We start from the raw sequence: 14,670 nt of genomic DNA, 5'->3' as shown, positions 1-14,670 counted from the left end.
CGTCAGGCAAGGGTTTTATTGAAAATCAGCCTTTTGCTCTTCCAGGTGCTGAGGCGTTGTTTCGAACATGGAATCAATCAAGCCGCCAACTGTCATTTTCTCAGTCGCTTCCGCTTTCTTGATGTTCTCGTTAACAGCCGCTTTCGCTTCCTCTTTCACGCGGTTTGTATCTTCTTCCGTCCAGAGGCCTTTCTTCTCCAGGAACTTGCCGAAACGAATAAGAGGATCCTTGAGGCCCCATTCCGCTTCTTCATCTTTCGTACGGTATTTCGTTGCATCGTCAGACAGCGAGTGCGGACGGAAACGGTAAGTCAACATCTCGATCAGAGTTGCTCCTTCACCGTTGCGGCCGCGTTCAGCTGCTTCAGATACCGCTTTGATAACGGCAAGAACGTCCATGCCGTCAATTTGCACGCCTTTGATACCGGCTGCAACCGCTTTATGAGCAACCGACATAGCAGCTGTTTGCTTCTCATATGGAGTTGTGATGGCATAACGGTTGTTTTGTACAACATAAATAACTGGGAGCTTGAATACTCCAGCAAAGTTCATAGATTCGTAGAAGTCGCCTTCGGAGGAACCGCCATCACCTGTAAAAGTGATCGCTACACGTTTCTCGCCGCGTTTCTTGAATGCCATTGCAACGCCGGCTGCATGAAGCACTTGTGCGCCGATGATGATTTGCGGCATAAGCACATGTACATCAGCCGGAATTTGTCCGCCATGTTGATGGCCGCGGGAATATAGGAAAGCTTGGTACATAGGCAAACCATGCCATACAAGCTGCGGGATATCGCGATAGCCTGGGCAGATGAAATCATCTTTATTAATCGCATATTCGCTGCCGATCATCGATGCTTCTTGTCCGGATACCGGAGCGTAGAAGCCAAGACGGCCTTGGCGGCCAAGGTTTACGGCACGCTCATCCCATGTGCGCGTAAATACCATGCGGTACATTAATTCTTTCAATTGGTCGTCAGTCAGATCCGGCATATATTCCGGATTAACCACGTCGCCGTCGAGCGACAACACGGATAATGGTTTTACAGGTTCCGTTTGAACTTCATATGGCAGTTTGTTAAGCACTTTGCTCATTTTGAACGCTCACCTCGATCATTAATATTTGAAAATCGGAGCTCTCTGTTATAGAATCATAATACACCTGTTTACCGAATGTGGTCAAAGAAAAAAACAAAAAAACCGTTGTTTTTTCGCTAATCTGGACTGTTTTACTGATGAATTGTATGTGTAACAGATTTGTTTTTTCTGTATAACAGCATAATACACTCAGGGGTCAAATCCAGTCGCAGACTTGGAACGGGCAGATTCACATTACCTTACTATTGTTTACCCACATGCTAACCATTCCATTCAGGAGGATCCACATATGACTGATGAACGATATTTAAAACGAACCGTTGTGAAAGAAATTGTAAAAAGCAGTTATTTGGCTGAAGGCGAACGCAGCCTGCGCGTTTACTTGCCGCCCGGTTATAACGAAGTACTGAGCTATCCGGTTGTATACTGTCAGGACGGCGAAGACTTTTTCAACTTTGGACGAATTGCAACAACGGCGAACCGACTGATTCTAGATGAAGGCGTTGAACCTTTTATTATAGTTGGCGTAGAAGTCGATAAAACGCATCGATCAGCTGAATATTCACCTGACGGCGACCGCCACGAGGCTTATGTACGCTTCTTTGGACAAGAGCTAATTCCTTTTATTGAAGGCAAATATCCGGTCCGTACGTCTCCGGAGCATCGCCTGCTGGCTGGTGACTCCCTGGGCGGCACCATCTCCTTCCACCTGGCTCTCAACTATCCTGAACTGTTTACGCGCATTTTGTCGTTATCCGGTGCTTATTATGACCGTTCGCGCGAGATAATGGAAGCACAAAAGGACCTATCTTGGCTGGAAATCTATATGATTGCCGGTTTCCAGGAGACGGCTTATGATACCGGCCACGGCGTGTTCGATTTCCTCGACATTAACCGGACGGCCCGCTCTATCTTGGAAGCCAGAGGCGCAAAGGTGACCTATGCCGAGAAAGACGGCGGCCATCAATGGGGCTTCTGGCAGCTGGAGCTGCCCGAAGGCTTGATGCATTTTATTGAAATGGAATAACCGATACATGAAATATAAAAAAGCCTTCCTGTTTGTCTACGGACAAGGAAGGCTTTTTTACTTATTTTAGATCATTAACAATCTGGTCAAGCAGTCTCTCGCAGCCTTCTGTAACCAGCTCATACACATAATCGAAATTGCCTGTGTAATACGGATCCGGCACATCATCTTCAGTCAGATGCGGCAGCATGTCCATAAATTTAAATACTTTCGCTGAATGGGAAGCATCCCCAATAATGCGGCGGACATCTGCTTCATTCTTCGTATCCATGCAAACGATATAATCAAATTCCTGATCGTTAGCTGTAAATTGTCTTGCCTTCATTCCGGCATACGAGATGCCATGAAGATCGAGCTGCTTGCGGGTTCCTTCATGAGGCTGTTTCCCGATGTGCCAATCCCCTGTCCCGGCAGAATCAATCTCGATCACGTCCGACAGCTTTCTTTTCTCCACCAGATTGCGGAATACAGCCTCCGCCATAGGCGATCTGCAAATGTTGCCGAGGCAAACAAACAGAACACGTGCTTTATTCATATGATGCCACCCTCCTTCTGTTTAAGCGACCGGCGAGGCAGTCTCCATTTGTAGTAAACCGACAGCATGCGGAACACGATAACAATAACGAACAGAACCAAAAGCTCCAGCGTTGTATGGAACCAGCCTTCACCTACAGCCAGGCCTGCGAGCATCGCCCACACCGCATAGATCTCATCCTTAAGCACAAGCGGCTTCCGTCCCGCCAGCACATCGCGGATGATGCCGCCGCCAATCCCGGTAAGCATGGCGGCTACAAGTACAGCGCTGATCGGGTGATTCATCTCGGTAGCATATAAAGCACCTTGAATAGCGAAGGCTGACAACCCGATCGCATCAAAGAATGATTCGCTTTTTTTCCATTTGTTAATCCAGGATACAGGCAGCAGGAATGCTATCGTCATGGCGATAACAGCTATTTCCAGCAAGCTTCCCTGATTCCATAATGTCGTAACCGGCCGGCCGATCAGCAAATTACGTATGACCCCGCCTCCAAACGCGGTCACAAGGCCAAGCACGAATACGCCAAGAATGTCGTATTCTTCCTCCATGGCTACGATCGCGCCGCTGACTGCAAAAGCAACCGTGCCGATAATACTGAAAACGCCAAAGATGTCCAAGCTCCCTACTCCTCCGCTTCCATGATGACCGTCCATTTGCGTACGTTCCGCCACTCCTGTCGGGTATGTCCTTCATCATTTTAGCCGCGGATATCCGGTTTGACAATTGCTTCTTTTACCCTTCTTCGTTCTTTTTTCACAAAAATCTAGTTTTATACCCGGCATTCGCATTATACTGGCTTCAGCACTATATAAGACGAAAGGAAATGTGAACATGAACAACCGGATTATTATCTGTACAGGCGGTCGATTAGGCGATTGGGTACGTACCTATATCAGCCCCGGAGATCTGTTAATTGGCGCAGACCGCGGTGCATTGTTCCTCGTACAGAACGGATTCACGCCGGATCTCGCGCTTGGCGACTTCGATTCCGTAACCCCGGAGCAACTGGAGCTTATCCGTTCCATCAGCAGGGAGACAATCACATACGATCCGATAGACAAGGACTATACAGACACCGAGCTGGCCTTCCGATATGCGCTGGACCAATCGCCGTCCGAGATTAGAATGCTTGGTGCATTGGGAAGCCGCTTTGACCATTCGCTCGCGAATGTCCATCTGCTGAAGCTGGCACTGGAGCAAGGCATCCCGGCTTCTATAACGGATGCGAATAATACCATTTCACTTGCGCAGGAAGGATCGGTCCAGCTGCATCAAGGCGAATACAGCCATGTTTCGCTTCTGCCCCTGTCCGAGGAGGTAACCGGAATTACCCTGCACGGCTTTGCATACCCGCTTCATGAAGCAACGCTGCGGATCGGTCAATCCCTTGGAATAAGCAACATTCTTGCAGACCCTGTCGGTACTCTAACCGTCCGCACCGGTACACTTCTTGTTATCCAGAGTAAAGATTAACGGGGCGAAGCATTTATTCCCCGATTACATCCGGCTTCGTCTCTATCGTTAAGCCCTCTACATATTTGCGGTTCATCAGCTTCCGCTTCTTCCGGTTCTCCTTCGAGTCGAACACAATATCCATATCGTAATCCGTGCCCGGGTACAGCTTTTCCTTGCTGATATAGGGTTTGATCCGCTTTCGGTTGAACGCCATCTTTTTCCCCTGTACCTGTACGATCACTTCTCCCCGCTCATCAGCCGGCTGAAAAACAATCCCTGCACGCTTCAGCGGATAAATCCATACCGCATCTCCCTTGTTATATTCTAGCGCCGGGGATTTCTCCTTTGGATTAGTCGGCGTGACAGGCTGTTTAGCTTCTTCTTGTTCCAACCGATCTTTGCTTTCCAGGTTTGTTATTATTTCTTCCCCAGCTGATTCGTCCAGCCGGATCTCCACCCTGCCTTCGGCTAGCTTCTCAGCCCGCAGCATCACATGCTCCGGCAGCCCGTAACGTCTCGCTATAGCAAAGGCGTGGCTTTCACCCGCTTCCCCGATCTCCAAACGGTACAGCGGACGAAGAGTCTCGGCATCAAAGGCCATTCTCGCATTCATGCAGCCGGCAGTTCTGGAAGCAAACTTCTTAATCTCGTTAAAATGTGTTGTCGCCGCGGTTAATGCTTTGCGCTTCAGCAATTCCTCCAGCACCGCAATGGACAAGGCAATCCCTTCGCCCGGATCGGTCCCTGCTGCCAGTTCATCCAGCAGAATAATGGTGTGGTCATCCGCGGCATGCAGCATTTCCTTCAAAACGGCAATATGCGAGGAGAACGTACTAAGCGACTGCTCCAAACTTTGCCCGTCACCTACATCCGCCATAATATGTCGGAAGACGCCAAACCGGCTCTCCGGCGATGCCGGCACAAGCAAGCCGGATTGAACAAGCAGCGCAAGTACTCCTATAGTCTTCAACGCTACGGTTTTGCCTCCAGTGTTGGGACCCGTAATAATAAGCTGCTTCCATCGCTTGCCAAGCTCCACATGGATCGGTTCTGCTTGATGGCCAAGCAGAGGATGGCGGGCTTCGACGAGCTTGATCATAGGCTCATCGCATAGGGTTACAGGCTGACCGTTATAGGAGAGCGACAGCTTGCCTCTGGCCAGCATGAAATCAAATGATGCCATCGCTTCCCGGTTCTGAAGCAGCTCCAGCTTGTATTGCTCTGCTTGATCCGACAATCTGGATAAAATAATCGTTCTCTCCCGCTCTTCTTCGGCCGACCACTCCTGCCATTCCTGCTGCAGCTCCGCTACATCAATCGGCTCGACAAACAAGGTTTGACCGCTTGCCGATTCATCCCATACGGTACCGGGAACCAGCTTCCGGTGCTCCCGTTTGACCGAAATAACGGAACGTCCCCTGCGCTTGCTTATGATCGGATCCTGCAGCGCTGATTTATATTTGGAAAGCGAAGCTTCCAGCTTCTTGTGAATTTTATCCTCAACAACAATCAGATGGCGCCTGATCGTTCCAAGATCGGGGCTGGCTTGATCCGTAAGACGGCCATAACGGATACAGCGGTCCAGCTCTTGCCGGAGAGTTGGGCAATCATTCATGGAATCTGAATAGGCAGCTATCGTAGGTGCAATCATTCGCTTGTTGTCCATGTAACGCTTCATCTGGGAAATGGATACAAGCCAGGCTAACAGCTGATCAAGCTCCGTTTCCGTATAGATGCGGCCTTTGCCCAGCAAAGCCAGGAATGTATCGATCCCCTCCATGGCTGACAATGGAACGCTTGCGCCTGTCGCCAGCAAGGCCGAAGCCTCTTCCGTCTCATTCAGCCATGCTCTGATTTGATTACGGTTTATGCTGGGCACGTGGCGTTCAGCAAGCATACGGCCTGCAGGGGATACCGTGTAGTCGATCATTTTATTTTTCAATTTGTCATATTCCAGTCTTTGAAATACCGCTTCGTTCATGTTTAGATGCTCCTTTATCTGTTTTTGGGTATAAAAAAACAGGAACAGAACGCAGAAGCGTTCCATTCCTGTTGACGGTCCGGCATACACCAATCCCGTTATATGCTCATCAGCACGTAAAAAAACCGTGCTGCAAGAGCACGGTGATTGGCCGCTGCCGAATAGCATTCAGGCGGAAATCCTCATGTTCTTAACTCATGGCACCGGTCCTTGTCAGAAGACGTCGCAATAGAAGCATGCGTACTGATGCAAATTTGCACACGCAAGCCGTTCAAGCTTATCTAACAAGTCCGATCTATCCAATTAGGAGTTAAGAACACCAGCAAACATTAAAATTTCCCCTTCCGGAATAAAGCAAAATGCTATTAAATAGCTAAATCCGTTAGCTATACACACAATGTACGCTAACGGATTACCTTTTGTCAATCTATTCACCTACAGAAACTTCCAAACCGGTAGACGCAAATGCAGCATGGGCAGGAATCGAATAGGTTTTTCTTAAATCAATATCATGCGACAGATGAGTAAACAGCGTACGCTTCGGCTTCCACACGGGAAGCCGTTCAAGCGCCTCCGTCACATCATACACAGACCGCGTCTCGTAAGGGAAGTTTTCCTTGTAAAAGCTTGTGCCGAGGACAAGTAGTTCAAGTCCATAAAGAGGCTTCTGCTGCTCTTCGGTAAGACCGATGGAGTCGGAACAATATGCCCATGATACGCCTGACTCCCGCTGGTCAAACCGAAAAGCATACGCGTAACCGTTCTTGCCATGGTTCACTTTCCAGGCGGACACATCCCAGCTTCCGAAGTAACTAGGCTGATCGATCGGGATAAACGTAATGTTCCTTCCCAGCCACGGAAAACGTTGAGTAATTTCCGTTAGTACTTCAGCAGGTGCATACGCTTCACCCTTCACGCCCAACCAGCGGCAGGCATCTGCCCATTCGGGCAAACCGCCAATATGGTCGAAGTGAGCGTGCGTTACAAGAATACGGTTCACAAACCGCAAACCTGCAGCTTCCATCTGCTTTCCCCAGTCCGGCCCGCAGTCGATCATCATCGTACCAAAATCTGCTGCTTCAAGCTGAACAAGGGAGCGGTAACGACGGTTAACACCACCCGCACGCGATTCGCTGCATATCTCGCAGTCGCAATAGACTCGCGGCACGCCCATCGCATCCCCTGTTCCGCGGAATGTAATGGTCATCATATCGGCAGCAGCTCGATTTGGTCCCGTCCGCGCAATCCTTCCACCATATCCAGCCACTGCTGCGGTTTATTCGGAAGTGCAGAATAATAGCCTTCAAGGAACTGAACAACAAGGGAAGCCGGAATAAAAGACAGCTCTTCATCAACCGGCAGGAAGCAAAGATTAAGCCCTTCTACAGCTTCACCTGTATGCTCCCATGAAGGATGAACATACGGGAAGTTAATCATTTTGTAGCCGATATGCGACAGTACTTCACGACGGATAAATGGATTCATGGGCGTCACTCCGCCAAACTCATGCTCTCCGCTTTCGTACGGGTTGTAAATCTCGGCAAACATGCCGATTGGTGCTGTACCGGATTCACGGGCCAGTCTGGCCAAGTCCTTCTCGCGGCTCCGCATCAGGAAGCGTCCGATTCCCTTGTTCGCCACTCCGATGATCGTAAAATCGGTCATCGCTACACGCAGCTCCGGATAGTAGCGGTACTCGGTCGAACCTACAACCTCTCCGTTGTCTATTGCGACATAAACATGGATGCCAGGATCTTCAAGAGGCTCTTTCCAAAGCTCATAAGCCAATACTTCTTCAGGCGGGAAAATCCGTTTGAGCAGCGCGTGAAGGGAGGCGAAGTAAGGATCGTTGATGGAAGTAATTCGGTGGTATTGCATGATTATTTCCTCTCTCTCTGGATAGCCGTGGGGCTGGCACTATGAGGATGCTTGGGCTTTCGGCCAGTGTTGTTTTTGAATGTCATCCAATTAAAGTTGGCTGCGGTAGACTTTCAAAAACAAAGGCGGACGCTCCCGCTCCGAAAGCTCCAAGCTTCCTCTCCGTGCCCGCACGGGCTACAAATTTCGAAGTCGAAAGATTAATAGCATTAACCTAAACCTAAAGGAACGGATTGCGCCATTCCATCAAAGCAGCGTAATTGCAGGATTCTTCATCGTCCAGATAGTCTGCTGCAATACCGACAGGCGTTCGGCCGCAGCGGAGAAGAAACGTAATGACGGGATCTTTATAGATTCCTTTAATCACTTTGTCGAAGTACTGCTCCGGCGTTTCTTCTGCCGCGCAGCGGTGGTAGCCCGGCATTCTTCCGGCGCCAAGCAGACGCTTTAGGCCAAGATGTACGACAGTCTCGTACATGGACTGAAGCAGCCATTTGCCGATGCCTGCCTTCCGGTATTCCGGGATGACGCAAATATCCGCAACGTATAAGGTATCACCGTTCGGATTGTGATTCCGGATATAGCCGCTGTCTGTGATCTGCTCCCAGCTATGAGCCTCGTGTTCTTGCGTCATATCCACGATTAGACCTGTCATGGAGCCAATCACTCTGCCGCCAATCTCACAACATAGCGCTCCTTCAGGGAAACGGGTAATATGCTCGGTTAACTGTTCCTCATTCCACCACAGCTCTTCCGGATATGGAGGCGGGAAGCATTCACTCTGTACGGCAATCAATCCCTTAAAGTCTTGCGAAGTATAGGAACGGATAATTGCTTCTGTTGGTATACCGTCATGAATGACGTACAATTGCTTTCGCATGTTAGGCCCAATCCGTGTAGAGATCTGTCCGACGGTCCCTCCAGGTCGTTACCGAACCGGCGGCACGGACATCGTCCAGCAGCTTAAGATCGAGATCCGCAACGATCAGCATATCATCATTAATGATACCCTCGCTCAGAATCCCCGCAGGCGGAAACGGAATATCATTAGGTGTAATAACGGCTGCCTGACCGTAATTCGCACGCATAAAGTCAACTTTGCGTAATGCCCCTACCGTACCGGTAGTTACAATGTATACCTGGTTTTCTACTGCTCTGGCATGGCAGCAGTACCGCACCCGATAGAAGCCGTGACGGTCATCCGTGCAGGACGGACAGAAAATAACATCCGCTCCCTTGGCACGCGCCATCCGGACGATCTCCGGAAACTCGATATCATAGCAGGTAAGCATGGCAATGGTGCCAAACGCTGTTTCGAAGACCTGAAGGCCGTCTCCGGGAGACATGTTCCATTCGCTTACCTCGGTTGTCGTCAGATGGATTTTGGCTTGACGGTCAATCTTTCCGTCCGGATGGAACAGATGAGCCGTGTTCTGGCGCTTGCCGCCTCCTGCATCAACAACATGCGTGCCGCCTACAATATATACACCGTACTCGGCTGCAAGTGAACGGAATAAGCCCTCATACTGCTCCGTAAACTCAGGCAAACGGTCAATCGGCAAAGCTGCGCCCGTATCGTCGCCAATCGATAACAGCTGCGTTGTCAGAAACTCCGGGAACAAAATAAACTGCGTCCCGTATTCGGAGGCATTACGGACATAATGCGTCACTTGTGCTGCAAAATCATCAAACGTCTGGATATCTTCCAGTTTATATTGCACAGAGGCAACCCGGTATTTCAACAGACCTCTCCCCTTTGCTCCCTTACTTTCTTTGCTTGAATTGAATCGAAATTGTCGTCCCGAGATCTGGCAGGCTGAATACATCAATCTTGCCTTCATGCAGATCGACGATACGCTTTGCAATCGACAGGCCAAGACCTACCCCGCCGGTTGCACGGCTTCTTGCCCCGTCAACGCGGTAGAAGCGCTCGAACATATGCGGAATCTCGTTTTCCGGAATGCCGATTCCTTTATCCTTCACTTCGATCTTCACGATATTTCTCGTCAAGCTGACAGAGACATCAATCGGATCTTTACTGTATTTAATTGCGTTATCCAGCAGGATGACCAGAAGCTGCCGGATCTTGTCCTTATCCCCATACAGCCGGACCGAACGCGATAAAGCTTTCACGCGGATTGGACGCTGGAAGGTAGTCTGGAGCATTAATGCCAGCTCTTCTACAACCAACACCACATCAAACATCTCCTGATTCAGCCAATCCTCCTGCTCAGCTTCCGCCAGCATCAGCATGGATTTCGTCAGGTTCTGCAACCGGTTCGCTTCTTTATCAATGGCTTCAATCGCCTCATCCCGGATGTTGGCATCATCGCGTCCCCACCGCTTCAGCATGTTTGCATAGCTGCTGATCACGGTTAGTGGGGTCTTCAGCTCATGGGAAGCGTCGGCAACAAACTGCTTTTGTCTGGCGAAGGTCCGGTCAAGCCGGTCGATCATTTGGTTAAAAGCGCGAACAAGCTGCTGCAGCTCTGCCGATTCCTCATGACTTGAAGTTTCGATCTTGCGCAGCTTCCCGCTTCTGTCGATCTCACGCATCGTATTAATCATTTGCTGCATAGGCGAAGTGAGACGCGAGGTGAACCAGTATGTTCCGAAGATCGCAAACAGAATAGCACCTGCGCTCGTCACCGATAGAGCTGCGACCAGAATTTGCAGATAATCATCCAGCTCATTGAGAACACGGTTAATTTCAAGCATAGCCACAACATTAGGCCCGTCGTAGATCGGCACGCGCATATACATAATACGCTCGTTGCCTTTTTTGATCATCCCGGTATCGTGATGACCCTGAAAGGCTGCGGGCAGATTCAATAATATGGGATCCGAACCGGTAATATTGACGATTTTGTTATCCGGCCTAATAATACGTATCATTTCATTCACGTTGTAATATTCGCTTAGCAGATCGGGATCATAGATCCCTTTACCGTCCTGTATTAACGGATTTTCCAGCATGAGATTCACTTTATTCCCGATCACGCGCTCTTCGCTTTCCGTCGTAATCTTGATGACGTAGAAATAAACAAAGATATTAAACAGAATAAGAATGAAAATCAGCCAGAAAATCGTAAAAAGCGTGAATCGTTTGCGAAGCGTCATGCGTCAGGCTCCTTAATCATATAGCCGACGCCCCTTACGGTATGAATCAGCTTGTGACGGTAGCCCTTGTCCAGCTTTTGACGCAAATATCGGATATAGACGTCTACCAGGTTTGTTTCCCCGATAAAATCATACCCCCAAACTTCAGACAAAATATCTTCCCGCGACTTCTCCTCGTTCTTGTTCTCGACCAGATAAACGAGTAATTCGAATTCGCGCGGCGTCAGCTCGATGACGATGTCCTTGCGGTACACCTTGCGTGTACGCAGCTCGATCGTCAAATCCCCGACCTTAATCAGATCAGAGCCTTCGGATTCCTTCGGATACTGCTGGAATATGCGCAAAATGTTGCGGACACGCGCAAGCAGCTCCTCCATCGCAAACGGCTTTGTAATATAGTCATTCGCTCCATGCTCAAAGCCGCTGACCTTATCCGGAACGGTATCTCTTGCCGTGAGCAAAATAACAGGAACCGGATTACCTGCCTGCCTCAAACGGCGGAGCACCTCAATCCCGTTTAATTCGGGGAGCATCACATCTAGCAGAACCAGCTCCCACTCGCCTGTTGATGCCATCTCATATCCAGTGCGTCCGTCGGCTGCTGTACCGACCGTATATCCCTCATGCTCTAATTCGAGCTGTAAAATGCGGGAAATGCCCGCCTCGTCTTCTACTACCAATACTCGTTCATTCATATTAGGATGTTCACCTGCTTCCAATTTTGCTTATGGACTCGTATTCATCATAAAGAAGGTTTATTTCAATTGCAAGCAAGGTCAGCGCCTAAAGCTGGAATGATCCTCATTCCTTCGTGCAGCCTTCAGTATATATTCGTTTAACGGCATAAAAGCCTTCTCAAGCGGTTTGCCTAAACTTCTCACGTCCGTTGGCCACTTTCCCTTCCAAAGGGTATCCAGCCAATCGGATACCGGCAGCAGCGGAATAGCGGCAATGGGAGGCTCAGGCAGCATGCTGATCCATTCGCTCCGGCCATGGAATTTCACATCCTTATTGACCACCCATAACAGCGAGGCGCCATTTGCTGCAAGCTTTCTGCTCATTTGACCCAGCTCCAGAAGCTGATCCGCTCTCCATCTGGAGGGATAAGGATCCGCTACCGCAATTACGAGATCCGATTGAAGCAGCCAGTCCTGACGATGGAGCATCGACCCTCCCGATACATCCGTAATTGCAGCAGCCGGTTGTTTTGCTTTGAGACGAAGCCGCAGCTTGTCCAATTCATCTCGCTGGTCTTGTGTAACCGGATGCTGCTGGGCATGCCACCATACCCCTTGCTCATTCCAGCTATAATACCTGTCTTCCAGTTGATCTCGTCCACTCATATTACTTCGTAACAACGCCGACCATTCAGGCCGTTCGGACGGAAATTCCGCCGCCGCGCATGGCAATCCCCGGGCTGCCAGCATCTTGGCGAGCGTTATTGCAACAAACGTTGCTCCCGCGCCAGGGGAGACTGGCACAACGGAAATCTTAACGGTACGTACCTTTTCCCTGCCGCCCCCGTAAGATAGCCTGGATGTTGCTGAAGAGGTCATAAATGTGTTTTTGTCCGGCTGAAAGCCTGCAAAAACCTGCAGCTCCTTTTCTACCTGGGCCATTGTGCTATAACGATCCTCAACCTTTGGCTGAACCATTCTCCACAGCATATCTGCAAAACGACCGGGTACATCCGCTTGAAGCTGTCTGGTAAAGCTGCTCCGATTCATGATTTCCGCGTGATTCAGATAGCTCCCTTCACTTAGCAAGTAATAGAGGAGCGCTCCAAAACCGTAAACGTCTGTCCGGACTTCGCTTCGTCCGAGATGCTGCTCCGGCGCGGCAAATCCTGGCGTGCCCAGCTTCATCGTCGTCTGCGTCTGCATAACGGTCTTTGATTTTGCAATACCGAAGTCGATCAGGCGGACATGTCCGTTATTTTCAATCATAATATTGGAGGGTTTGAGGTCCCGATGAATGATGGGCGGGGACTGGCTGTGCAAGTAGACGAGCGCCGAGCAAACCGGAATAGCAAACCGCAGCACTTCGCGGAAGGCAAACTTTCTCTCTTGCCGGTTAAACCACTCGCCTAACGTCAGACCATGAATATAATCCATGACGATCGCTTCGGCGCCATGATCGGTTAACGCAAAGCTGTCCATAATATGAGGCAGGTTCGGATGGCTGAGGCGCATCAGCATTCTGGCTTCATCCAAAGCCTGCTCCGAATCAGTCACTTTAATGGCGCGGAGCTTTCCCTGAAGCTTTCGGTCTTCAGCTGCGTACACATCACCCATTCCTCCGCTTCCAAGCTTTCCTACAATGGTGTACCTCTCTCCGATCACCATACCTGAATCCAGACTAAACAGCTTCCCTTCATGCTTCATTCCGTCAGCCTCCCTGTTCATTTATCACGGCAACAAAAAATCCCGGTTTGAAGCAGAAATCCATGTGGACTTCTGATCAAACCGGGATGCTTTCCCGGCGTTGCTCTGTTATTTATCCTTTTCGCAGCATAGGCGCAAGCTAAGTACCTACTGTTTCTTTTCCAGGTAAAGCGTAATTTCTTCGCGGTTATGGAATAGCTGCTTCGCCCGTTTGATGATAAACGCGGTGGAGAAGCGTTCCTTCACTTCGCGGATGGTCTGCAGAGGCTTCTTGTGCATGAGTTTTATTGTAATGATAGCTGTCGCATGCGGCGCAAGCGCCTCTTCCAGATCCAGCACCAGCCTGCACATCTGCATGGGACTCCAGCTCATATCGCATACAAGCAGGTCAAAGGCACCTGGCTTGAACTTTACTTCCGATGCGTTCCGTTTCAAGTACGTCAGAGCAGGATGTCCGGCTAGTGATGGATGCAAATCCCCGGGATCAATCGCTGTAACGCGAAGTCCTCTTTCCAGCAGCAGGGATGTCCAACCGCCAGGCGCTGCCCCGATATCCATCGCATTGCGGAACTTGGAATAATCGAGTGCAAACTCCCGCTCGGCCTCAAGAAGCTTGAATTTGGCACGGGAAATTTGGCCTTCCTCCCGCTGGAATCGGACCGCTCCGCCCGGCCAGTCCGACAGCATGTCCTCCGGGTTGCCAAATCCGATATACAGCTCGCTTGCCGCAGCATAGATAGCAATGATAATATCCGGCTGTTGGACAACCGGCTCAGCATCCAGCTCCTCCAATACCGCATCCAGCACGGCTTTTGTATCCGAAGCCGAATAAGGAAATGCCGTTTTACTCACACGCCTGACGTGAATCGCCACTTGCTTGTCCTCAAACAGCAGTCGGGAACGTCTTACCGTCTCCGACAGCTCCTGCAGATCATCGGCGTTGCCCTTGATCTCAACCGTACGGTCGACTGGCTGCAAATGCCGCAGGAAGATCGGCTTGTCCGCTGCAACAGCCGCGGCTACTTCTTCTGCCTGCCGCTCGCTGTCAAATAAAAAAGTTTCTCCGGCGGCAAGCTGCGTCACTTTCACGCCGTCTAACAGCCGCCGAAGCTCTTCAATTGCATAAGGGGAATACCCCTGATTAGCCGTACCAATCCATCGGCTCACTCCAACACCTCCGTTATTGCAC

The 14,670-nt window shown here is 50.1% G+C and carries 14 protein-coding genes; 2 read left to right on the top strand and 12 right to left on the bottom strand.

Features of this window, described 5'->3' with window-relative positions; all coding sequences use genetic code 11:
• Positions 1-15: 15 nt before the first annotated feature.
• A complete protein-coding gene (gene pdhA / locus BM200_RS24290) occupies positions 16-1,095 on the bottom strand; it encodes a pyruvate dehydrogenase (acetyl-transferring) E1 component subunit alpha (RefSeq protein WP_091189228.1) in 1,080 nt (359 codons plus the stop codon).
• Between the two features lie 292 nt (positions 1,096-1,387).
• On the opposite strand from pdhA, the gene BM200_RS24285 reads away from it, so the two are divergent.
• Positions 1,388-2,125 (top strand): alpha/beta hydrolase, encoded by a 738-nt coding sequence (locus BM200_RS24285; protein ID WP_091189227.1) that lies wholly within the window; start codon positions 1,388-1,390, stop codon positions 2,123-2,125.
• A gap of 61 nt (positions 2,126-2,186) precedes the next feature.
• Here the strand turns inward: BM200_RS24285 and BM200_RS24280 are convergent, their stop codons facing one another.
• Positions 2,187-2,660, bottom strand: a complete 474-nt coding sequence (locus tag BM200_RS24280; protein ID WP_091189226.1) for a low molecular weight protein-tyrosine-phosphatase — start codon at positions 2,658-2,660, stop codon at positions 2,187-2,189.
• Positions 2,657-3,280 (bottom strand): trimeric intracellular cation channel family protein, encoded by a 624-nt coding sequence (locus tag BM200_RS24275; protein WP_091189309.1) that lies wholly within the window; start codon positions 3,278-3,280, stop codon positions 2,657-2,659. Before BM200_RS24275 ends, BM200_RS24280 begins: the two co-directional genes overlap by 4 nt.
• A gap of 214 nt (positions 3,281-3,494) precedes the next feature.
• On the opposite strand from BM200_RS24275, the gene BM200_RS24270 reads away from it, so the two are divergent.
• Complete coding sequence (locus BM200_RS24270) at positions 3,495-4,136, top strand: thiamine diphosphokinase (RefSeq protein ID WP_091189225.1); 642 nt, start codon at positions 3,495-3,497, stop codon at positions 4,134-4,136.
• A 13-nt stretch (positions 4,137-4,149) separates the two neighbouring features.
• Here BM200_RS24270 and BM200_RS24265 read toward each other — a convergent pair whose 3' ends face one another.
• From BM200_RS24265 to BM200_RS24225, 9 genes are all read right to left on the bottom strand, one after another.
• On the bottom strand, positions 4,150-6,099 hold the full coding sequence (locus BM200_RS24265) for an endonuclease MutS2 (protein ID WP_091189224.1): 1,950 nt from the start codon (positions 6,097-6,099) through the stop codon (positions 4,150-4,152).
• A gap of 427 nt (positions 6,100-6,526) precedes the next feature.
• Complete coding sequence (locus tag BM200_RS24260; protein ID WP_091189223.1) at positions 6,527-7,309, bottom strand: MBL fold metallo-hydrolase; 783 nt, start codon at positions 7,307-7,309, stop codon at positions 6,527-6,529.
• Positions 7,306-7,977, bottom strand: a complete 672-nt coding sequence (locus BM200_RS24255) for a GNAT family N-acetyltransferase (RefSeq protein WP_091189222.1) — start codon at positions 7,975-7,977, stop codon at positions 7,306-7,308. Before BM200_RS24255 ends, BM200_RS24260 begins: the two co-directional genes overlap by 4 nt.
• Before the next feature lie 220 nt (positions 7,978-8,197).
• Positions 8,198-8,857, bottom strand: coding sequence for a GNAT family N-acetyltransferase (locus BM200_RS24250; protein ID WP_091189221.1), 660 nt, complete (start codon positions 8,855-8,857; stop codon positions 8,198-8,200).
• 1 nt (position 8,858) lies between these two features.
• A complete protein-coding gene (locus BM200_RS24245) occupies positions 8,859-9,719 on the bottom strand; it encodes a carbon-nitrogen hydrolase family protein (RefSeq protein ID WP_091189220.1) in 861 nt (286 codons plus the stop codon).
• A gap of 22 nt (positions 9,720-9,741) precedes the next feature.
• On the bottom strand, positions 9,742-11,097 hold the full coding sequence (locus BM200_RS24240) for a HAMP domain-containing sensor histidine kinase (RefSeq protein WP_091189219.1): 1,356 nt from the start codon (positions 11,095-11,097) through the stop codon (positions 9,742-9,744).
• Positions 11,094-11,792 carry a response regulator transcription factor gene (locus tag BM200_RS24235; RefSeq protein ID WP_091189218.1) on the bottom strand — a complete coding sequence of 233 codons (699 nt, stop codon included), beginning with the start codon at positions 11,790-11,792 and terminating at the stop codon, positions 11,094-11,096. Before BM200_RS24235 ends, BM200_RS24240 begins: the two co-directional genes overlap by 4 nt.
• 81 nt (positions 11,793-11,873) lie before the next feature.
• On the bottom strand, positions 11,874-13,481 hold the full coding sequence (locus tag BM200_RS24230) for a serine/threonine protein kinase (protein WP_175532994.1): 1,608 nt from the start codon (positions 13,479-13,481) through the stop codon (positions 11,874-11,876).
• 147 nt (positions 13,482-13,628) lie between these two features.
• Entirely contained in the window at positions 13,629-14,648 is a 1,020-nt protein-coding gene (locus BM200_RS24225) for an SAM-dependent methyltransferase (protein ID WP_091189216.1), read from the bottom strand.
• Positions 14,649-14,670: the final 22 nt, after the last annotated feature.

Origin of the sequence: Paenibacillus catalpae (assembly GCF_900112695.1) — a bacterium.
Taxonomy (GTDB): Bacteria; Bacillota; Bacilli; order Paenibacillales; family Paenibacillaceae; genus Pristimantibacillus; species Pristimantibacillus catalpae.
Note: the sequence above shows the minus strand (reverse complement) of the source record. Positions and strands in the feature narration are given on the sequence as shown.

Excerpts from the sequence above, each read along its gene's own strand:
- BM200_RS24280 (WP_091189226.1), bottom strand. The coding sequence starts at position 2,660 with ATGAATAAAGCACGTGTTCTGTTTGTTTGCCTCGGCAACATTTGCAGA.
- BM200_RS24240 (WP_091189219.1), bottom strand. The coding sequence starts at position 11,097 with ATGACGCTTCGCAAACGATTCACGCTTTTTACGATTTTCTGGCTGATT.
- BM200_RS24250 (WP_091189221.1), bottom strand. The coding sequence starts at position 8,857 with ATGCGAAAGCAATTGTACGTCATTCATGACGGTATACCAACAGAAGCA.
- BM200_RS24265 (WP_091189224.1), bottom strand. The coding sequence starts at position 6,099 with ATGAACGAAGCGGTATTTCAAAGACTGGAATATGACAAATTGAAAAAT.
- pdhA (WP_091189228.1), bottom strand. The coding sequence starts at position 1,095 with ATGAGCAAAGTGCTTAACAAACTGCCATATGAAGTTCAAACGGAACCT.
- BM200_RS24255 (WP_091189222.1), bottom strand. The coding sequence starts at position 7,977 with ATGCAATACCACCGAATTACTTCCATCAACGATCCTTACTTCGCCTCC.
- BM200_RS24270 (WP_091189225.1), top strand. The coding sequence starts at position 3,495 with ATGAACAACCGGATTATTATCTGTACAGGCGGTCGATTAGGCGATTGG.
- BM200_RS24230 (WP_175532994.1), bottom strand. The coding sequence starts at position 13,481 with ATGAAGCATGAAGGGAAGCTGTTTAGTCTGGATTCAGGTATGGTGATC.
- BM200_RS24285 (WP_091189227.1), top strand. The coding sequence starts at position 1,388 with ATGACTGATGAACGATATTTAAAACGAACCGTTGTGAAAGAAATTGTA.
- BM200_RS24235 (WP_091189218.1), bottom strand. The coding sequence starts at position 11,792 with ATGAATGAACGAGTATTGGTAGTAGAAGACGAGGCGGGCATTTCCCGC.
- BM200_RS24260 (WP_091189223.1), bottom strand. The coding sequence starts at position 7,309 with ATGATGACCATTACATTCCGCGGAACAGGGGATGCGATGGGCGTGCCG.